The sequence below is a fragment of the Mesorhizobium sp. M7A.F.Ce.TU.012.03.2.1 genome, assembly GCF_004006095.1.
GTDB lineage: Bacteria > Pseudomonadota > Alphaproteobacteria > Rhizobiales > Rhizobiaceae > Mesorhizobium.
This window is the reverse complement of sequence record NZ_CP034779.1, coordinates 5,980,639-5,999,643: the sequence shown is the minus strand read 5'-3', so window position 1 is coordinate 5,999,643 and position 19,005 is coordinate 5,980,639. Positions and strand designations below refer to the sequence as shown.

Here is a 19,005-nt window from a genome sequence, read left to right as displayed (position 1 = left end):
CAGCCTCCTCTGTCGGCGAAGGGGAGTCGCGTCCGGTCGTGCCGACCCCCTCTGTCGCCTTCGGCAACATTTCCCCCTCGAGGGGGGAGCGCGCGTCCCCGCGTCCGCTTCTCTACCCCGTTGGTATGCGCGGATCCTGCACCAGATAGAAGGTCCATCGCGGTGTGTAATCAGTCATCAGGAATTCGAACCTGGCGGTTTTCAGCGGGTCGACCTTGCCATTCCTGAACAGCAGCCGGTCATAGGGTTCGAAATCGCGATCGAAATCGGCGAAATTGCTCGATAAGATATTGTCCGGCGTCTTGTTGCGCTGGTCGAAGGAAAGCCCGTCGCCGAACACGCTCGGCCGATTCAGGATCTCCTGCAATTCGAACTGGAATTCGACCCAGGCCTGGCCGCTGTTGTTGAGCACCTCGATGCGCATATACATCATGCCGTTGGCGAATTCGCCGGCCTTGCCGAAGGCCTGGATCGGCTTTGTCGTGCGGATCGTCAGCGTCACCGGCGTTGACGAATTCAGTTCTTCGGTGATGACGAACGGATCATCCTTCGTCCCGATGCCCGAGGCGCCGGTGATGCGGAAGCCGCCAAGCTCGTCGGAGAAGGAGTAGGCGCCTGCCGCCCAGACCTTCACTTCGTCGGCGGCAGCGAGATGCGGCGCCAGCATCAGAAGGGCCAAAAGGAGCGCCCGGCGGATCCGGCCGGGCGGGAAAAGAAAGCGCGTCGATGAAAAGCCGGCTGGCCCAGGAATGCGCATGGCGTGAAGTATGGCCGATAAGCAAGCCGTCGAACAATTAAAAACGCGCGCCTCGCAGGCAATGCCGGGCGAAAAGCAGTCTTCCAGCCTCGCAATGCGCGACTTTTTGGCCAAAACGGCATTGTCACGTATGCGCCGGTTTCCTGTCGTCAATTGATGCGCTATGCAGCGCGGGAGCCAGCAAGATACCCGAATGGGATAAGCCAGTGCGGAGGGGTTGATGAGCGACATCGAACGCGAAAGCATGGAATTCGACGTGGTTATCGTCGGTGCCGGACCGGCGGGCCTCGCCGCCGCCATCCGCCTCAAGCAGGTCAATCCCGAGCTTTCGGTCGTCGTCCTGGAGAAAGGCGGTGAGGTCGGCGCCCATATCCTCTCCGGCGCCGTTGTCGATCCGATCGGCATCGACCGGCTCTTGCCGGGCTGGCGCGACGAGGACGGCCATCCCTTCAAGACGCGGGTCACATCGGACCATTTCCTGGTCCTTGGTCCTGCCGGCTCGTTTCGCCTGCCCAACATGCTGATGCCGCCGCTGATGAACAATCATGGCAACTACATCGTCTCGCTCGGCAATGTCTGCCGCTGGCTGGCGACCAAGGCCGAAGCGCTCGGTGTCGAGATCTATCCGGGCTTTGCCGCCGCCGGCCTGCTCTACAATGAGCAAGGCGCCGTCACCGGCGTCGTCACCGGCGACATGGGCGTCGAGAAGGACGGAACGCACGGTCCGGGTTTCGCACCCGGCATGGCGCTGATGGGCAAATATGTGCTGATCGGGGAGGGCGCTCGCGGCTCGCTCGCCAAGCAGTTGATCGCCAGATACAAGCTTTCCGATGGCCGCGAACCGGGCAAATACGGCATCGGCCTGAAGGAACTCTGGCAGGTCAAGCCGGAGAACCACCGTCCGGGCCTGGTCCAGCATTCCTTCGGCTGGCCGCTTGACTTGAAGACCGGCGGCGGCTCGTTCCTCTACCATCTCGAGGACAATCAGGTGGCGGTCGGCTTCGTCCTCCACCTCAATTACAAGAACCCCTATCTGTCGCCCTTCGAGGAATTCCAGCGCTTCAAGACCCATCCGGCGATCAGCGGGACTTTCGACGGCGCCAGCCGCCTCGGCTATGGCGCGCGCGCCATCACCGAGGGCGGCTGGCAGTCGGTGCCGAAACTCTCCTTCCCCGGTGGTGCGCTGATGGGATGTGCGGCGGGCTTCGTCAACGTGCCGCGCATCAAGGGCTCGCACAATGCCGTGCTGTCCGGCATGCTGGCGGCCGAGCATGTCGCCGAGGCGATCGGTGCCGGGCGCGCCAACGACGAACTCGCTTCCTACGAGGAAGCCTGGCGCGCGACCGACATCGGCAAGGATTTGAAGAAGGTGCGCAACGTCAAGCCGCTGTGGTCGCGCTTCGGCACGATCGTCGGTGTCGGCCTCGGCGGCCTCGACATGTGGCTGAACACGCTGTTCGGTGTCTCGCCCTTCGGCACGCTGAAGCATGGCAAGGCCGACTATGCGACGCTCGAGCCTGCCGCCCGGCACAAGAAGATCGCCTATCCGAAGCCAGATGGCGTGCTGACCTTCGACAGGCTGTCCTCGGTGTTCCTGTCCAACACCAATCACGAGGAAAACGAGCCGGTCCACCTGCTTGTCGGCGACATGGAACTGCAGAAACGTTCCGAGCACGATGTCTTTGCGGGCCCCTCGACGCGCTACTGTCCGGCCGGGGTTTACGAGTGGGTCGACAAGGACGGCAATGCCGCCGCCGATCCCACGGCCAAGGATGTGCGCTTCGTCATCAACGCGCAGAACTGCGTCCACTGCAAGACATGCGACATCAAGGACCCGAACCAGAACATCAACTGGGTGCCGCCGCAAGGCGGAGAAGGCCCGGTCTACCAGGGCATGTAGGCCCGCGCCGGCCACAGCGTGCAAAGGACCCGACGACGGCTCGGGTCTCCCGTCGCATGTGAAACATTAGGACTGTTGAAACTGCCGCGCGCTTATGGTTCCATTCCTTGACGATAAGGAGATGGCCAATGCGCCTGGCGGTTCTGGCATGCCTTGTGGCGATCGGTGCGCTGTTCGGTTTGGCTTCGGCGGCCTCGGCCGGCACCAGGGTGGTGGTCAAGACGCGGACCTACGACATCACCGGGACCACGGGGCTGGCGCTGATGCAGGCTATGGACCGCAAGGGGCCGAAGCACGGCTTCATGACGCACGCCATCGCGTTGACCGGCTACGCAGTGGATTGGGACCTTGACACCAGCCAGGACAATGGCGTTTGCCGCTTGCGGCGCGCCAACGGCACGCTCAATCTCTTCTATACGTTTCCGCGTGTCGCCTCGGCCACCACGCCGACGCTCCGGAAGCGATGGACGCGGTTCTTCGCCGGCGTCCGCGCCCATGAGGAAACCCATGGCCGTATCGCCAGGGAGATGATGCAGGCCACGGAAAGATCGATCTCCGGCCTCAGGATTGCCGACGACCGGTTCTGCTACAAGACACGTCGCGAGGCACAGCGACGTATCAAGGCCACCAATGCCGCATATGAGGCCAAGCAGCTCGCTTTCGATGCGCGCGAGCATCGCGATGGCGGCCATGTCCAGCATCTCGTCATCGCTTTGGTCAGGCCCTGATCCTTCAGCCTGGCGTCTTGCCGGTCTGGCTTATGGCCGCGGTCGCGGTTTCATGTTCATCGAGCGGCTTTTGCTGGTTCAGCCTGAGCGAGAACTCCACCATGACCGGAAGGTGATCCGAGCCGGTGTCCTCCAGCCGTGTCGCGGAATGGATGGTCACGCCGCCCTTGCTGAAAACCTGGTCGATCGGCAGGCCGGCGAAGCGCCGCAGGAAGTCCGGCAGCTTGATGTGGATCCAGGTCGGGCCGGCGGACGGCATCACGGTCAGCCCGCCAAGCGCCGCGACCCGCCGCACGGCGGCACTCCATGGCGCGGCATTGCAGTCGCCCGCCATGATGGCCGTCTCGCCGAGCGCGGAAAGCGGCTCCGTCAATTCGCCGATCTGCCAGTACTGCTCGCGTGGCCACGGCCAACTGAGGTGGATCGCCGCGACATCGACGTCGATGCCGCCGAAGTCGACGGTCGCTGTCGCCATGGCGCCGCGCCTTTCGCAACGCGCCTCGGTGCCCGCGGCAAAGGGCCTCCGCGAGAGCAACGCGACGCCGAATATGCCGTTGGGATAGGGACAGAGGACCCGGTATGGATAGGCGCTGCTGATATAGCCAAGCTCGGTCGCCCACATCGCCGATACCTCGTCGAGGGTGATCACGTCGGGATTGGTCCGGCCGATCAGCGACAGCACCTTCTTCGGCGTCGGATTGTCGTAGCGCAGGTTCATCTGCAGCAGCTTGTAGATTGCGCGGTCTTCGTTCTTGGCTTCATAGGCGGCCTGAACCGGCCACAGGCGGGAGAAGGACAGCGACCCGGAAGTGGTGGCGAAGGCCGCCACGGCAAAAAGCAGTGCCACGGCCGCCTGCAGGCGAAATGTCGTGGCCAGCAGCGGCAGCGCGCAAAGCGCCATCAGCACGGCAAGGTGGACGCGGAAATGCGAGAAGGAATCGAAGGCGGGATGCAGCGTTCCGAAAAACCCGGCCACCAGCGCGATCGAACAGGCCAGCATTGCCAGGAATGCAACCGAAATCAGCAATGTCCCGAGGCTCGCTCTCTCCATGCCGCCTGCTTATCGGCAGAAATGCGGCCCAATCAAGATGAGAAATGCCGCCTCGATGCGTGGCATCGGCCTACTGGAACGCCGTTTCCGAAAAACTTCTGAGTTTGCGCGAATGCAACCGCTCCATCGGCATTTCCGCGAGCTTCTCCATCGCCCTGATGCCGATGGTCAGGTGCTGCGCCACCTGGCGCTTGTAGAATTCGGTCGCCATGCCGGGCAGCTTCAACTCGCCATGCAACGGTTTGTCCGAAACGCACAGCAGCGTGCCGTAGGGAACGCGGAAGCGGAAGCCATTGGCGGCGATGGTCGCCGATTCCATGTCGAGTGCGATGGCGCGAGATTGCGACAGACGCTGTACCGGGCCACGCTGGTCGCGCAGTTCCCAGTTGCGATTGTCGATGGTGGCGACGGTGCCGGTGCGCATGATGCGCTTCAGGTCGTAGCCGGAAAGGCCGGTGACTTCGGCGACGGCTTCCTGCAACGCCACCTGGATCTCGGCCAGCGGCGGGATCGGCACCCAGACCGGAAGATCGTCGTCCAACACATGGTCCTCGCGCACATAGGCATGCGCCAGCACATAGTCGCCCAGCGCCTGGGTGTTGCGCAGGCCGGCGCAGTGGCCGAGCATCACCCAGGCATGCGGCCTCAGCACCGCGATATGGTCGGTGATGGTCTTGGCGTTGGAGGGCCCGACGCCGATATTGACCATGGTGATGCCGCCATGTCCCGATTTCTTCAGGTGATAGGCCGGCATCTGCGGCAGGCGCGGCGGTGCAACGCCTTCGCTAGGCGCGCTTTGCCCGCTCTTGGTGATGACATTACCCGGCTCGACGAACTCCGTGTATCCGCCGCCGCCATTGGCCATCAGGTCGCGGGCGCGGGCGACGAACTCGTCGATGTAGAACTGATAATTGGTGAACAGCACGAAGTTCTGGAACTGCTGCGGCGTGGTTGCCGTATAGTGCGACAGCCGGTGCAGCGAATAATCGATGCGCTGCGCCGTGAAGGGCGCCAGAGGCCTCGGCTCGCCGAAGGCGACTTCGAAGGTGCCGTTGGCGATCTGGTCGTCGGTGCCATCGAGATCCGGCACGTCGAACAGGTCGCGGATCGGCCGCTTGATGCGCTCTGCCGTCGCGCCGTCGACATGGGTGCCTTCAAGGAAGGCGAAATGCAGCGGGATGGGTGTGGTCGATTCCGACACCGTGACCGCAACCCCATGATTGCGCATGATCAGGCGCAACTGCTCGACGAGGTAGCTTTCGAACAGGCCCGGCTGGGTGATGGTGGTGGAAAAATGCCCGGGCGTCGGCATATGGCCATAGGCCTGGCGCGAGTCGATCTGGGTGAACGAGTTGGTGGTGACACCGATCTCCGGATAAAAGGCCCGGTAGCGCTTGCCATTGTCGCCGCCTGCTGCCGCCAGCTCTGCGAACGAGTCGCGCAGGAATTTGGTGTTGCGGTCGTAAAGCGCCTGCAGTGCCTTGACGGCTTTCTCGGCGCTATCAAAGCTTTGCCGGCCAAAAGGCTCCGGCATGACGACAGATTCGATGGCTTGTGGGTAGATTCGCTTTTCCATAGCTCAATATAGAGACTTGGATCGGCACTTGGGAGGGGTGTCGCGACCGAAGGCGGCCAACGCGCCGTTTTTCTTCAACCGCGCTGCAGGCTGACCAGGAGCACAAAGCCGACGCCGGACTTCTTCAGGGCTGGTGCGTCGATCGTCGAGCCGGCATCTGAGCGCATCATCGGCACGGCCAGAACCGGAGCGGCCAGAACCGCCAGGATAAGCGCCGCCCGCGGCAGAAGCCGAAGGGTCTTGAGAGCGTTGGCGGCGATGCGGTTCATGGTGTTTCAGCTTTTCTTTTCGAGGTCTTGGTTCTTTGTTCAGTTGCGAAGATGGGTGGGGCAGGCGAGGCGGCAGGTTCTGGAACTGGCTTCGTCCCAGGCGCGGGCCGGACGGCCCGCTTCGGCGACGAGGATGGCGAAGAACATTCCAAACAGGCTCACCAGCAGGCAGACGATGGTGAAGCGGCGAGCAAGCATCGGGTCGGTCTCCTTCAACACGCCGGAGAATGCCCTGATGCAACTGAACCGGCTCTGATGCCGGCGTTCATCTGCCGTTCAAGATGATTGACGGGGTTTCGACGGCGCCGGCGTCGGTTTGGATAGCCGCCGGCGGGTATCGAGCATCACCGGTGCAGGATGTGTCGACAAAACGAAAACGGGGCCCGCTGGGGCCCCGTCCTCATGTCGTAAGGGTGGTCGATCAGAGCTTGTGCCAGGTCTGGCTCTTGCAGATCAGTCCGCCGAGCACGCAGCCGCTCATCTTGAGAGAGCTGCCCGACAATGTCGCCTTGCCCGAATAGGTCTTGTCGTTTGCCGGATCGGTGATGTTGCCGGCATATTTGTTGTCGCCTGTCGCCTTGAGCGAGCCGATGGTCTTGCCGGCATATTTCCCGGACTTGAGCGTGATGGAAAACGAGCTGCCGGCGGCGATGGCCGCGGTTTCGCCGGCCTGCGTCTTCCAATTGCCTTCGATCGGATCGGCCCTTGCCGCACTCGCCACGATCAATGTGGCCGCAAGGGCCAGGCTCAGTTTTCGAAACATGTCTTCCTCCCTGTGGATGTCCGGCCGGATGCTCCGCCTCGCCGGTCTGCCGCTTACGCAAACGTAAGCTAATCCAGCTCCCGGCAAAACAAAAGCGGTGCCGTAGCGGAAGACTTTGGGATTTTGCAGCCGCCTGAAAGCGCCTCCTCGACGATGAAATGAAACGATCGGCGCATCGCCTTTGTCTGCCGTGGTTAGCGAAGTCTTGCCCCCGCGCGAGAAAACTTTCGTCAAATTTGAGGCAAGCAGGCTGAATTGCTGGGTTTGTATCCTTAACGAATTTCGGCGTTTACCTCTTGTTTTAGCTTTGTTTTCCTCAAATTAAGCACGCCATTTAACGACGGATTCAAGCCTGCACGGCATTCTCGAAAGCATCGGAAGAGCAGCCGGCAAGACGAAAGAAGGCAGCTCTCGGGAGCCTGACAGGGCCGGAAAACAGGGGATTGAAATGGCACGTTTTGAAATGCTTGAAGCAGGTTTCGGCGCCATGGGAGCAACTGCTCAGGCCGACATCCTTTTCGAACTGGGCATGATGTATGCGACCGGCCGCGATTGCGAGACCGATGTCGTTGCCGCCCACAAATGGTTCAACATCGCCGCAATCAAGGGCTCGGCCCGCGCCGCCGAGCTGCGCTCGGAACTGTCGGCCGCCATGTCGAAGGTCGAGATCGCCACGGCGCTGCGCGAAGCCCGCGAATGGATGACCATGCACTGAAATCTGCCAATCGCAGACAGATCCATCGAAGACAGGGAAGCTCCGGGATCAAGGCCGCACAGACGGCCAGACCCGGCGAAATTGAAGGCCGCGCAAGACGGTCACGAAGGCAAGGGAAAGAACGCGGCAGGCCGCAAGGCCCAGTCGTGCGCGACACAGGGAAGCTGAGCGGATTTTTAGGCGCGGGGGCGCCTGGAGATTGCTCGACGGGCAAAAAAGCCGCGACCAGCCGGAACAAGGCTGGCGTGGCTTTTTGCGTGGATGACGTCTTGCAGGCCCAATCGAGCGGCGCCAATGCGCCTAGACAGGCTCAATGAAGGGTGAAATTGTCCGGCCTCTCTGGAAGAAGCGCGGCCGGGGCGGCCGCGCGTGAGTGGAGGAGTTCTACCATCATGAAAAAATTGAGTATTTTGAACGCGGCCATATTCGGCCTGATGTTGAGCACGCCGGTCGCACTCGCAGACGACATCACCTTTGCGGTGGTGGGCCCGATGACAGGACAGCTCGCCACCATCGGCGATCAGTTCAAGCAGGGCGCACAGGCTGCCGCCGATGCGATCAACGCCGCGGGCGGTGTCGACGGTCGTCAGATCAAGCTGAGCATCGAAGACGACCAATGCGATCCCAAGCAGGCCGTGTCGGTTGCCAACCGCGTCGTCGCCGATGGCGTCAAGTTCATCGACGGCCATGCCTGCTCGGGTTCCAGCATTCCGGCCTCGGCTGTCTATGCCGAAGCCGGCGCCTTGATGATGAGCCCGGCCTCGTCAAACCCGGTGCTGACCGATGCGGCAGCCAAGGCCGGCTGGCCGACGATCATGCGCCTTTACACGCGTGACGATGCGCAGGGCGCCTTCATCGGCCCATGGATCGCCAAGAAGTTTGCCGGCAAGAATGTCGTCGTCCTGCATGACAAGAGCGCCTACGGACAGGGCGTGGCTGACGCCGTCAGGGCAACGATGAATGCCGGCGGCCTCAAGGAGGTCTATTATGACGGCATCAACGCTGGCGAGAAGGACTATTCGGCTCTCGTCACCAAGCTCAAGGATTTGAAAGCCGACGTTGTTTATTTCGGCGGCTACCATCCTGAAGCCGGCCTGATCCTGCGTCAGTCGGCGGAACAGAACCTGAAGTTCCAGCTGATCATGCCGGACTCCATCGCCTCGCCGGAATTCTGGCAGGTTGCCGGCCCGGCCGGCGAGGGCACCATGTTCGTCTTCCCGTCGGATCCGCAGGCAAAGCCGGAAGCCAAGGCAGCCGTCGAGAAGATCAAGGCCGGCGGTTTCGTGCCGGAGGGTTTCACGCTGTTCTCTTACGCCACCATCCAGGCTTTCGCCGAAGGCATCAAGCGTGCCGGCAGCGACGACCCGGCCAAGGTTGCCGAAGCGTTGAAGAACGGTACGCCGATCAGCACCGTTGTCGGTGATGTCACCTTCGACGAGAAGGGCGACCTCAAGAATGCCAGCTACGACATCAACCAGTGGCATGACGGCAAATACGCGCCGATCGCGCAGTAATCGCCACCCTGGCGACTGGATGGCATAGAGAAATGGCCGGGTTCATCCCGGCCATTTTTTTGCTTCCCCTGTCGTGGCCTTCCGAACCGTCAGCTCACTGCTGTGGTCGCGGCGTTGTGCTCCTCGACGAACCGCACCAGCACCGTTCCGTCGGTGACCTGTGCGCCCTCTGTGGCGATCTCGGCGATCACGCCGTCATGCGGCGCGGCGATGGTGTGCTCCATCTTCATCGCCTCGAGGATCAGCAGCGGCTGGCCCTTGATCACCGTATCGCCTTTTCCCACGCGCACCAGCTTGACCAATCCCGGCATCGGCGCACGCAGGCTGCCGGTGCTTGCCGCCGCCTCATCGGCCCGTGCCAACGGGTCCGGCACGGCGAAGGTGTAGCCGACGGCGCCTTCGAACACGGTGATATGGCCTGGCCAGCGGGCGAGGCGCGGCGTGGCGCGAAAATCATGCGAATTGGTGTCGCCATAGGGTTTGTCCAGCGCGACCTGGAATCGTCCGTCCGCCCGCACCGAAACCTTCGCCGCGATATCGTCTTCGCCGAACTTCAGCCATGTGCGTCGCGCCACGCTGTGGAAATGGGCATAGCCGACAAGCGACGACCACGGATCGTCGGATGACGGCGATGCTCCGGCCCCGGAGGCCGCAAGGGCGGCGGCAGCAATGGTTTCGTCGCTCGAAGGCGGGACGGTCGTCAAGGTTTCTTGGTGTCTGCCAATCAGGCTGGTGTCGACATCGCCTGCAGCGAAATCCGGATCGGCGGCCAGAGCGGCGAGAAAGGCGGTGTTGACCGTCGAGCCGGCGATCTCGGTCCGGGATAGCGCCGCGCCAAGCGCTCCCAGAGCCCCCTGACGGTCCGTGGCGTGGACGACCAGCTTGGCAATCATCGGGTCGTAATAGGGCGAGATGGCGTCACCCGCCCGCACGCCTGTCTCTATGCGCATCGTGGCGCATTCGGAGGCCGCGTCTGGAAATTTCAGATGGTGCAGCGTGCCCGTTGCCGGCAGAAAACCTTTCGTCGCGTCCTCGGCATAGATGCGCGCCTCGAAGGCATGGCCGACGAGCGCGATCTCGCTTTGCGTCTTCGGCAGCTTTTCGCCGCTGGCGACCCGCAACTGCCACTCGACCAGATCGGTGCCGGTCACCATTTCGGTGACCGGATGTTCGACCTGCAGGCGGGTGTTCATCTCCATGAACCAGAAGCGGTCGGCTTTCAGGCCCTGCGAGGCATCGACGATGAACTCGATGGTGCCGGCGCCTGAATGATTGATCGCCTTGGCGGCCTTCACCGCCGCATCCGTCATCGCCTTACGCAAAGCCTCGGTCATGCCGGGCGCGGGCGATTCCTCGATCACCTTCTGGTGGCGGCGCTGCGCCGAGCAGTCGCGCTCGTAGAGATGCACCACATTGCCGAAATTGTCGCCGAACACCTGCACCTCGATATGGCGCGGCTTGTCGACATATTTTTCGACCAGCACGCGGTCGTCGCCGAACGCGGCTTTCGCCTCGCGCCGCGCGCTGGACAACGCCTCGGAAAACTCATCGGGATGCTCGACCCGGCGCATGCCCTTGCCGCCGCCGCCGGCGCGCGCCTTGATCAGCACGGGATAGCCGATCTCGCGTGCCTTGGAGGCAAGCAGCACGATTTCCTGCGCCTCGCCATGGTAGCCCGGCACGACCGGCACGCCGGCCTTTTCCATCAGCCGCTTGGCCGCGTCCTTCAACCCCATGGCCCGGATCGAGGCCGCCGACGGGCCGATGAAAATCAGCCCCGCCGCCACCACCTGGTCGACGAAATCGGGATTTTCCGACAGGAAGCCGTAGCCGGGGTGAATGGCTTGTGCGCCCGTTGCCAGGGCCGCGGCGATGATCTTGTCACCGCGCAGATAGCTTTCGCCGACGGGCGAGGGGCCGATATGCACCGCCTCGTCGGCCATCTCGACATGCAGGGATCTCGCATCGGCATCCGAATAGACGGCGACAGTGCGCACACCCATCTTGCGCGCCGTCCGGATGACACGGCAAGCGATCTCACCGCGATTGGCGATCAGGATCTTGGCGAACATGGAGCCTCCCGGTTTTGCCTCGGGCAGCAGCGCCATTCTGGCAGGCGCCAGCCTATTTGGAGGCAGCGATCTCGCAGGCGCCGCCGGTCGTGACCTTGTAGTGGCCGCGGGTTGACTGACAGGATTTCATCGCCAACTCTTCGGCCCTCTTTTGAGATGGTGCGTTGAGGTGACCGCCGCAAACTATGTACGACGACATTATCCGCGCGTAGGGCGTGGTTGCGTACGCTGAATGGCCACCGGCCGCGACATAGGCCTTGTAGGTCTTGGTGCAGGGATCCTTGGGATTTCGCGGCAGGTACGGCGGGAAACGCTTGTCTCCCTCGCTTCCAGTGAGTGAGCCGGCCATGCCCGCGCCGCACGCGGCGACCGTCAGCAATCCGGCCAATATCGCCATGGCTGTTCGCCTGGAATTCGTGGATTTCATCTTGTCTTACCCAACGAGAAAAACCGGGCGTTTTCCGGCCTATTTGGACGCGGCGATGCTGCAGGCGCCGGCAACGGTAACCTTGTATTTGCTTTTGCTGGCCTGACAGGATTTCAGTGCCAGTTCCGCAGCCGCCTTCTGCGACGATGCATTCAGCTTCACGCCGCAAACGAAGTACTCGGTCGCCGGAACGATTGGCGTCGCCGCGAAAGCCGAATGGCCTGCGGCTGCGAGATACGCTGCGTAAGCCTTCCCGCAGCCCCCGGTGGTTCCTATAGGAATGGTCACTGGGTAGCGCACGTCGCCCTTGCTGCCTGCCAGCGATCCGGCCATGGCGGCGGTGGGGGCCGCCACGATCAGCAAGCCTGCCACTATAGAGGTGGCTGCTCCTTTGCAGGTCCAGGATTTCATACTGCTTCCCCCATTCGCAAAAAAGTCTCGGCTGGTTGCTTATTTCGATGACGAGATTGCGCAGCCGCCACTCGCGGTCTTGAGCTTCCACCGTGTCAAGCCGGCTTGGCAATTGCGCAGCGCCGTCTCTTCCGCCGCCTTCTGGGACGGCGCGTTGAGCTTCGTCCCGCAGACAATGTAGAGGTCGACGACACGCGAATAAAAGGTTGTAGCGTAGGCCGAATGACCGCTCGCCGCGACATAACCCTTGTAGGCAACGTTGCATTCGCCCGAACCCAAGGTCGGCGGAAAACGCACGTCTCCCTTGCGTCCTGCGAGCGATTCCGCCGAGCCGGCGTCGGTCGCTGTTAATATTAGAAATACAGAAAGTATCGAAGCAGCCGTTCCCTGGCAATATTTCAGTTTCATTTTCAGCCCGTCCCCATTGCCCCATGCTGGATAAGCAGTAGCGAATATTTTGCCTCGCCGCCAGTTCACTGTTTGAGAATCGAAGCCGCTTATGCTGATGAATCGATTGGCCCATACAGTTCAGCCTTTTCGCACGGCAGCAACGGCCTGCCGCTATAGTTCCGCCGTTTGGCCGTCGAAGTTGACCGTCCATTCTCACATCCGAAACACGCCAAAGCGCGTGTCCTCGATTTCGGCGTTGAGCGCAGCGGACAGGCTGAGCGCCAGCACGTCGCGCGTCTTCGCAGGGTCGATAATGCCGTCGTCCCAGAGGCGTGCGGACGAATAGAGCGGATGGCCCTCATGCTCGTATTTCATCAGGATCGGCTTCTTGAATTTCGCCTCTTCCTCGGCGCTCCATTCTCCGCCCTTGCGCTCGATGCCTTCGCGCTTGACCATGGCAAGCACCGTTGCCGCCTGCTCGCCGCCCATCACCGAGATGCGGGCGTTCGGCCACATCCACAGGAAGCGCGGCGAATAGGCGCGGCCGCACATGCCGTAATTGCCGGCGCCGAACGAACCGCCGATGATGACAGTCATCTTCGGCACCCTGGCGGTGGCGACCGCCATCACCAGCTTGGCGCCGTCCTTGGCGATGCCGCCTGCTTCATATTTTCGACCGACCATGAAGCCGGTGATGTTCTGCAGGAAGACAAGCGGGATCTTACGCTGGCAGCACAGCTCGATGAAGTGCGCGCCCTTCACAGCGCTTTCGGAAAACAGCACGCCGTTGTTGGCGATGATGCCGACCGGCATGCCATGCAGATGGGCAAAGCCGGTGATCAGCGTGGTGCCGTAGTTCTGCTTGAACTCGTCGAATTCGGAACCGTCGACGATGCGCGCGATCACCTCGCGGACGTCATAGGGCTGGCGCAGGTCGGTAGGCACGATGCCGTACAGTTCATCCGCGGGATGAAGCGGCGGAATCGATTTCTGTAAGTTCAGACTTACAGTCTTGTTCCGATTCAGGTTTTTGACGATGCGTCGGCAAATGGCGAGCGCATGGTCGTCGTCGAGTGCATAGTGGTCGGCAACACCGGAAAGCCGCGTGTGCACATCGGCGCCGCCGAGATCCTCGGCGCTGACGTCTTCACCAGTGGCCGCCTTCACCAGCGGCGGACCGCCGAGGAAGATGGTCGCCTGGTTGCGCACCATGATCGTCTCGTCGGACATCGCCGGCACATACGCTCCGCCCGCCGTGCAGGAACCCATGACGCAGGCGATCTGCGGAATGCCTGCGGCGGACATGTTGGCCTGGTTGTAGAAGATGCGGCCGAAATGCTCACGGTCGGGAAACACCTCGTCCTGGTTGGGCAGGTTGGCGCCGCCGCTGTCGACGAGGTAGATGCAAGGCAGATTGTTCTGCAGCGCGATCTCCTGCGCCCGCAAATGCTTCTTCACGGTCAGCGGATAGTAGGTGCCGCCCTTCACCGTGGCGTCGTTGACGACGACCATGACTTCGGTGCCTTCGACGCGGCCGATGCCGGCGATCATGCCGGCCGAAGAGATCTCCTCGCCATACATCGACCATGCCGCGAACTGGCCGATCTCGAGGAAGGGCGAGCCGGTGTCGAGCAACTGGGCGAGACGCTCCCGCGGCAACAGCTTGCCGCGCGAAACATGCCGCTCGCGCGCTTCCTCCGAGCCGCCGCGCTCGACGGCCGCCGCCTTCTCCGCAATGTCGGCGACCAGCGCCCGCATGCGCTCGGCATTGGCGCGGAATGCCTCGGAGGAAGGAGAGATCTGGGTTTGCAGCGTGGCCATACTAGACCCCCTCGGCCATGATCTCGCGCCCGATCAGCCAGCGGCGGATTTCGCTGGTGCCGGCGCCGATCTCGTAGAGCTTGGCGTCGCGCAACAGGCGGCCGGTCGGATAGTCGTTGATATAGCCATTGCCGCCAAGCAGCTGAATGGCGTCGAGGGCCATCAGCGTTGCCTTCTCGGCGGCAAACAGCACGCAGCCGGCGGCATCCTTGCGCGTCGTCTGGCCGCGATCGCAGGCGGCGGCGACGGCATAGACGTAAGCGCGCGCGGCGTTCATCGTCGTGTACATGTCGGCCAGCTTGCCCTGCACCAGCTGGAACTCGCCGATCGCCTGTCCGAACTGCTTGCGCTCATGCACATAGGGGATCGCCACGTCGAGGCACGCCGCCATCAGGCCGATCGGGCCGCCGGCAAGCACGGTACGCTCATAGTCAAGGCCCGACATCAGCACTTCGACGCCGCGCCCTTCCTCATGCAGCACATTGTCGAAGGGCACCTCGACATCCCTGAACACCAGTTCGCCGGTGTTGGAGCCACGCATGCCGAGCTTGTCGAGCTTTTGCGCCACGGAAAATCCGGCCATTGCTTTCTCGACGATGAAGGCGGTGATGCCGCGCGATTTCAGATCCGGGTCGGTCTTGGCGTAGACGACCAGGGTCTCGGCGTCAGGCCCGTTGGTGATCCACATCTTGGTGCCGTTGAGCACGTAGCGGTCGTTGCGCTTTTCGGCACGCAGCTTGAGCGAGACGACGTCCGAGCCGGCGCCGGGTTCCGACATCGCCAGCGCGCCGACCCGCTCGCCCGAGCACAGTGGCGGCAGGAATTTTTCCTTCTGCGCTGGCGTTCCCCAGCGGTTGATCTGGTTGACGCAGAGATTGGAATGAGCACCATAGGAGAGGCCGACCGAGGCCGAAGCGCGTGAAATCTCCTCGACGGCGATCACATGCGCGAGATAGCCCATGCCGCTGCCGCCGAAATCGGGATCGGCCGTGATGCCGAGCAGGCCGAGCGCACCGAGTTCACCCCACAGATGCGCCGGAAATTCGTTCGAGCGATCGATGTCGGCGGCGATCGGAGCGATCCGGTCCTGGGCGAAGCGCCGCACCAAGTCGCGCAGCGCCTCGATCTCCTCGTCATGCCCGAAGCTGAGTGTGTTCGTGTACATGCCGTTCCTCCCCGCGCATGACCCCGAAAATCGACTTTGATTTTCGGAAAGGGATCATGCGCAAAATCAAAATGCTACAGCGTCCTTTGCGCGTCCGAAGGGACGCGCGGCGCTGTAGGTGCCGATCCTCGCGCCAACCAGGCGCATTGTCATTGAAAGATATGTCGCGGTCACTTCGGCGATCGACAGGCGTTCGCCCGGCCGAAACCAGACGATGACGCCAGTCATCATCTGGATCAGTGCCATGGCGGTCAGCCCGGTGTCGTCGATGCTGAAGGTGCCCGTCTCGGCGCCATCGCGTAAAATAGTGCGCAGTTCCTTTTCGTAGGCAGTGCGCATGCGCAGGATCTGCGTCAGCCGTTCGGGCGACAGGCTGCGCAATTCCATGTTCGACACATGCGTGGCGTGCCGTCGCTCGATATGAAAGGCGATGTGATTGCGCACATACGCCGAGAGCAGTTGCGCCGAATCTGCGTCCGCCGGGCGGGCTGCTTCCCATGCTGTGGCCAGACCCTCCATGTGCTCGCGCATCAGCGTGAACAGAAGCTCTTCCTTGGTTGGAAAATAGCGGTAGAGCGCGGCCGCCTGGACGCCGACCTCGGCGGCAAGCTGGCGCATCGACATTGCTTCGTAGCCAAACCGCGCGATGAGGTTGACCGCCGCCCCACGGATGGTCGCTTCGGTCTTTTCGCCATCGGATCCGGTCGTGCGCGCCATGTCAGCTCCTCTGTGGAGTGATAATAAAACGAACGTTCGATTAATTCAAGGCGGCGCGCTCAGGCAATGATCCTGAACCCGACAAGAGCGTGTTGTGTTGCCAGGTCCTCGACGTCGACCCTGGAGACCGAAGCCCCGGCCGGCCCTTTCCAGAGGCGCTCGATCATTGTCGAGACCGCCTCATCGAGCCCAGCGATCTGGGCCGTTACAGACCCATCCGCCTCATTGCGGACCCAGCCCGCAAGGCCAAGGCTCGTGGCCTGATCCCGAGCCCAGGCCCTGAAGCCGACGCCTTGCACATTGCCGTAGACCCGCGTCAGCACTTCCCTGCGACGATCAGCCATGAATCTCTCCAAGCCTGTCTCGTTTTGAATCTGGCGCGTGGCGTGAGGAATGCAACCTGGGAACTGCGCGCGAGCGCAATCGCTGGCCTCTCTGGCCCAAAATTTAATTGACTCCGTCCACTAATTTTGGAAAATACGGCTGCCTCAGGAGTGGCTGCGGATGTTGGACGAACGCAACGCATTGGTGGCCGATGTCAGGCGCTTCAATCGCTTCTACACGCGCACCGTCGGCCTTCTCGACGAGACGCTGACACAAAGTGCATTCACTTTGACCGAGGCGCGCGTGCTGTTCGAGCTGGGTCACCGCAGCAACCCGGCTTCCGCCGAAATCGCGGGCGAGCGAGGTTTCCTGGCTGGTGCTTTTCGGCTGGAGAATGGCCCGGCGGCCTCCGAAATATCAAGACAGTTGCGTGTCGATGCCGCCTATCTGACGCGGATCCTGCGCAAGTTCGCGGGCCAGGGGCTGACCGAGGCCAGAACGGACCCGGCTGACCGGCGTCGAAGGGTCCTCTCGCTGACCTCACGAGGCGAGGCAGCGCTTGCCAGACTGCAGGCGGCGGCCGATCGGGACACGGCGCGGCTGATCGAAAGCGTCCCCGACGACAGGTTGCATGAACTGCGCAGCGCCTTGCGCAAGGCGGGGGAATTGCTGGGCGATCCCACCCGTGACAGCAGCGAGGTGACGTTGCGGCCGCATCGCGTCGGCGATGTCGGCTGGGTCGTGCAGCGCCAGGCCCAACTCTATGCCGAGGAATATGGCTGGACGATCGAGTTCGAGGCCATGCTCGCCGAGATCGGCGCCGATTTCATTCGCAATTTCGTGCCCGGCCGCGATTTCTGCTGGATCGCAGAGCGCGGTGGTGATCCGGTCGGCGCGGTGTTCCTGGTTCATCAGGACGACGAAATGGCCAAGCTGAGAATGCTGCATGTCGAGGCGTCGGCGCGCGGCCTCGGCATCGGCAAACGACTGGTCGCGGAATGCGTGAACCAGGCCCGGGCTTGCGGCTACGCCAAGCTGGTGCTGTGGACCAACGACATCCTCGTCGCCGCGCGCGCGATCTACGAAAGTTCCGGCTTCAGGCTGGTCTCGCAGGAGCACCACCACAGCTTCGGCAAGGATCTGACCGGCCAGACCTGGGAAATGGATTTGTAGGCTGCTTTGCAGCTGGTTTGCTTGCAGACGGAACCTAATTTCCCCGCGCTGTTGCCAGCGCGCCAGGCAACTCCTCGGCAAGAATGTCGAGCTCGTGATCGAGACCGACGCTGATGCGGATGCAGCGGTCGAGCCGTGGCACCATGGGCTTGCGGATGAAGACGTCGCGTGACAGCAGACCTTGCAGAACTTTCAGCGCGAAAGCGCCATCGCCGCCGCAATCGATGGTGACGAAGTTGGTCGCCGACGCCAGCGGCTTCAGCCCGTTCGCTTCGGCAATGCCTGCGATGCGTCGGCGGCCGGCCGCGACCCGCGCCACCACGCTTTGCAGATAGTCCTGATCGGCGAGCGCCTCGACGCCGGCGATCTGCGCCATGCGGCTGACACCATAATGGTTGCGGATCTTCTCGAAGTCGCGGATCACCTGGGCCTCGGCGATCGCATAGCCGCAGCGTATGCCCGCCAGCCCGTAAGCCTTCGAGAAGGTGCGCATGCGGATGACGTTTGGCCTGGAGATATCGATCGGCGGCATCGCCGAGGCCGGCCCGAGTTCGCCATAGGCCTCGTCGAGCACCAGCATGGTGGTTCGCGGCAGCGCCTCGGTGAAGCGGATGATCTCGCTCGCCTCCCACCAACTGCCCATTGGATTGTCGGGGTTGGAGAGATAGACCAGCGGGGCCTTGTCCTTGCGCACCGCCCCCAGCAGGCCATCCAGGCTTTCCTGGTCGTTCTCGTAAGCGACTGTCACCAGCCGCCCGCCGACACCGGCAATGTGGAAGTTGAAGGTCGGGTAAGCGCCGAGCGAGGTAACCACCGCGTCACCAGGCGCGACATACATGCGTGCCACCAGGCTGAGCAGGCCATCTATGCCTTCGCCGACAACGACGTTCTCGGCCTTTACGCCGTGATGCGCGGCGACCGCCACCTTCAGATCGTGATTGTCGGGATCGCAATACATCCACATGTCGCCGGCGATCTCGGCCATCCGGGCTGTGACGCGCGGCGAGGGACCAAAGCTGCTCTCATTGGCGCCGATGCGGGCGCGAAAAGCGCGGCCACGCTCGCGCTCCTGCGCTTCGGGGCCGACAAACGGCACCGTCGAGGGAAGCGCTGCGATGAGTGGCATGAGGGGAGGGCGCTGGTGCATGGTGGAAGCTCGCTTGAAAAGGGCCTTCTTGCTAGCGTGGAGGCATGTTCGGTGCAAGATGACAATGCCGCACTGGATTTCGCCG

Annotated in this window: 21 protein-coding genes; 6 read left to right on the top strand and 15 right to left on the bottom strand. The window is 62.6% G+C overall.

Features of this window, described 5'->3' with window-relative positions; all coding sequences use genetic code 11:
- Positions 1 to 112: 112 nt before the first annotated feature.
- On the bottom strand, positions 113 to 757 hold the full coding sequence (locus EJ079_RS29890) for a hypothetical protein (RefSeq protein ID WP_127810911.1): 645 nt from the start codon (positions 755 to 757) through the stop codon (positions 113 to 115).
- A 10-nt stretch (positions 758 to 767) separates the two neighbouring features.
- Here EJ079_RS29890 and EJ079_RS33465 point away from each other — a divergent pair, with 10 nt between their 5' ends.
- The 3 genes from EJ079_RS33465 to EJ079_RS29880 all read left to right on the top strand — a co-directional run bounded on the left by EJ079_RS33465 (position 768) and on the right by EJ079_RS29880 (position 3,385).
- Positions 768 to 914, top strand: a complete 147-nt coding sequence (locus tag EJ079_RS33465) for a hypothetical protein (RefSeq protein ID WP_155930595.1) — start codon at positions 768 to 770, stop codon at positions 912 to 914.
- A 63-nt stretch (positions 915 to 977) separates the two neighbouring features.
- Positions 978 to 2,657 carry an electron transfer flavoprotein-ubiquinone oxidoreductase gene (locus EJ079_RS29885; RefSeq protein WP_127810910.1) on the top strand — a complete coding sequence of 560 codons (1,680 nt, stop codon included), beginning with the start codon at positions 978 to 980 and terminating at the stop codon, positions 2,655 to 2,657.
- A gap of 128 nt (positions 2,658 to 2,785) precedes the next feature.
- Complete coding sequence (locus EJ079_RS29880) at positions 2,786 to 3,385, top strand: DUF922 domain-containing protein (protein WP_127810909.1); 600 nt, start codon at positions 2,786 to 2,788, stop codon at positions 3,383 to 3,385.
- Positions 3,386 to 3,389: 4 nt separating this feature from the next.
- Here the strand turns inward: EJ079_RS29880 and EJ079_RS29875 are convergent, their stop codons facing one another.
- The 5 genes from EJ079_RS29875 to EJ079_RS29860 form a co-directional block, all read right to left on the bottom strand.
- Entirely contained in the window at positions 3,390 to 4,436 is a 1,047-nt protein-coding gene (locus tag EJ079_RS29875; protein ID WP_127810908.1) for an endonuclease/exonuclease/phosphatase family protein, read from the bottom strand.
- A gap of 70 nt (positions 4,437 to 4,506) precedes the next feature.
- Positions 4,507 to 5,970, bottom strand: coding sequence for an AMP nucleosidase (locus EJ079_RS29870; protein WP_245466279.1), 1,464 nt, complete (start codon positions 5,968 to 5,970; stop codon positions 4,507 to 4,509).
- Positions 5,971 to 6,086: 116 nt separating this feature from the next.
- Positions 6,087 to 6,281 (bottom strand): hypothetical protein, encoded by a 195-nt coding sequence (locus EJ079_RS29865; protein ID WP_127292634.1) that lies wholly within the window; start codon positions 6,279 to 6,281, stop codon positions 6,087 to 6,089.
- Between the two features lie 39 nt (positions 6,282 to 6,320).
- The gene (locus tag EJ079_RS33460) at positions 6,321 to 6,479 is read right to left on the bottom strand and encodes a hypothetical protein (RefSeq protein WP_023812838.1); all 159 of its coding nucleotides are present in this window, start codon (positions 6,477 to 6,479) and stop codon (positions 6,321 to 6,323) included.
- Positions 6,480 to 6,702: 223 nt separating this feature from the next.
- Positions 6,703 to 7,044: a DUF2147 domain-containing protein gene (locus EJ079_RS29860; RefSeq protein WP_127810907.1), complete on the bottom strand. Its 342-nt coding sequence runs from the start codon at positions 7,042 to 7,044 to the stop codon at positions 6,703 to 6,705.
- Positions 7,045 to 7,492: 448 nt separating this feature from the next.
- Here EJ079_RS29860 and EJ079_RS29855 point away from each other — a divergent pair, with 448 nt between their 5' ends.
- Positions 7,493 to 7,759 carry a sel1 repeat family protein gene (locus EJ079_RS29855; RefSeq protein ID WP_013532614.1) on the top strand — a complete coding sequence of 89 codons (267 nt, stop codon included), beginning with the start codon at positions 7,493 to 7,495 and terminating at the stop codon, positions 7,757 to 7,759.
- A gap of 392 nt (positions 7,760 to 8,151) precedes the next feature.
- A complete protein-coding gene (locus EJ079_RS29850; protein ID WP_127810906.1) occupies positions 8,152 to 9,273 on the top strand; it encodes an ABC transporter substrate-binding protein in 1,122 nt (373 codons plus the stop codon).
- Between the two features lie 89 nt (positions 9,274 to 9,362).
- Here the strand turns inward: EJ079_RS29850 and EJ079_RS29845 are convergent, their stop codons facing one another.
- The 8 genes from EJ079_RS29845 to EJ079_RS29810 form a co-directional block, all read right to left on the bottom strand.
- Complete coding sequence (locus EJ079_RS29845; RefSeq protein WP_127810905.1) at positions 9,363 to 11,345, bottom strand: acetyl/propionyl/methylcrotonyl-CoA carboxylase subunit alpha; 1,983 nt, start codon at positions 11,343 to 11,345, stop codon at positions 9,363 to 9,365.
- Positions 11,346 to 11,397: 52 nt separating this feature from the next.
- A complete protein-coding gene (locus tag EJ079_RS29840) occupies positions 11,398 to 11,742 on the bottom strand; it encodes a hypothetical protein (protein ID WP_236382870.1) in 345 nt (114 codons plus the stop codon).
- Positions 11,743 to 11,811: 69 nt separating this feature from the next.
- The gene (locus EJ079_RS29835; protein ID WP_127322446.1) at positions 11,812 to 12,183 is read right to left on the bottom strand and encodes a hypothetical protein; all 372 of its coding nucleotides are present in this window, start codon (positions 12,181 to 12,183) and stop codon (positions 11,812 to 11,814) included.
- Positions 12,184 to 12,222: 39 nt separating this feature from the next.
- Positions 12,223 to 12,591 (bottom strand): hypothetical protein, encoded by a 369-nt coding sequence (locus EJ079_RS29830; RefSeq protein ID WP_127269365.1) that lies wholly within the window; start codon positions 12,589 to 12,591, stop codon positions 12,223 to 12,225.
- Between the two features lie 195 nt (positions 12,592 to 12,786).
- A complete protein-coding gene (locus EJ079_RS29825) occupies positions 12,787 to 14,394 on the bottom strand; it encodes a carboxyl transferase domain-containing protein (RefSeq protein WP_127810904.1) in 1,608 nt (535 codons plus the stop codon).
- Between the two features lies 1 nt (position 14,395).
- On the bottom strand, positions 14,396 to 15,559 hold the full coding sequence (locus EJ079_RS29820) for an isovaleryl-CoA dehydrogenase (protein WP_127810903.1): 1,164 nt from the start codon (positions 15,557 to 15,559) through the stop codon (positions 14,396 to 14,398).
- A gap of 66 nt (positions 15,560 to 15,625) precedes the next feature.
- Positions 15,626 to 16,276 carry a TetR/AcrR family transcriptional regulator gene (locus EJ079_RS29815; RefSeq protein WP_127321262.1) on the bottom strand — a complete coding sequence of 217 codons (651 nt, stop codon included), beginning with the start codon at positions 16,274 to 16,276 and terminating at the stop codon, positions 15,626 to 15,628.
- Positions 16,277 to 16,335: 59 nt separating this feature from the next.
- Positions 16,336 to 16,620 carry an acylphosphatase gene (locus EJ079_RS29810; protein WP_127396809.1) on the bottom strand — a complete coding sequence of 95 codons (285 nt, stop codon included), beginning with the start codon at positions 16,618 to 16,620 and terminating at the stop codon, positions 16,336 to 16,338.
- A 160-nt stretch (positions 16,621 to 16,780) separates the two neighbouring features.
- Between EJ079_RS29810 and EJ079_RS29805 the strand changes: the two genes are divergently transcribed.
- Complete coding sequence (locus EJ079_RS29805) at positions 16,781 to 17,773, top strand: helix-turn-helix domain-containing GNAT family N-acetyltransferase (RefSeq protein WP_127810902.1); 993 nt, start codon at positions 16,781 to 16,783, stop codon at positions 17,771 to 17,773.
- 34 nt (positions 17,774 to 17,807) lie between these two features.
- On the opposite strand, the gene EJ079_RS29800 is transcribed toward EJ079_RS29805, so the two are convergent.
- Positions 17,808 to 18,920 (bottom strand): pyridoxal phosphate-dependent aminotransferase, encoded by a 1,113-nt coding sequence (locus EJ079_RS29800; protein ID WP_127810901.1) that lies wholly within the window; start codon positions 18,918 to 18,920, stop codon positions 17,808 to 17,810.
- Between the last annotated feature and the right edge of the window lie 85 nt (positions 18,921 to 19,005).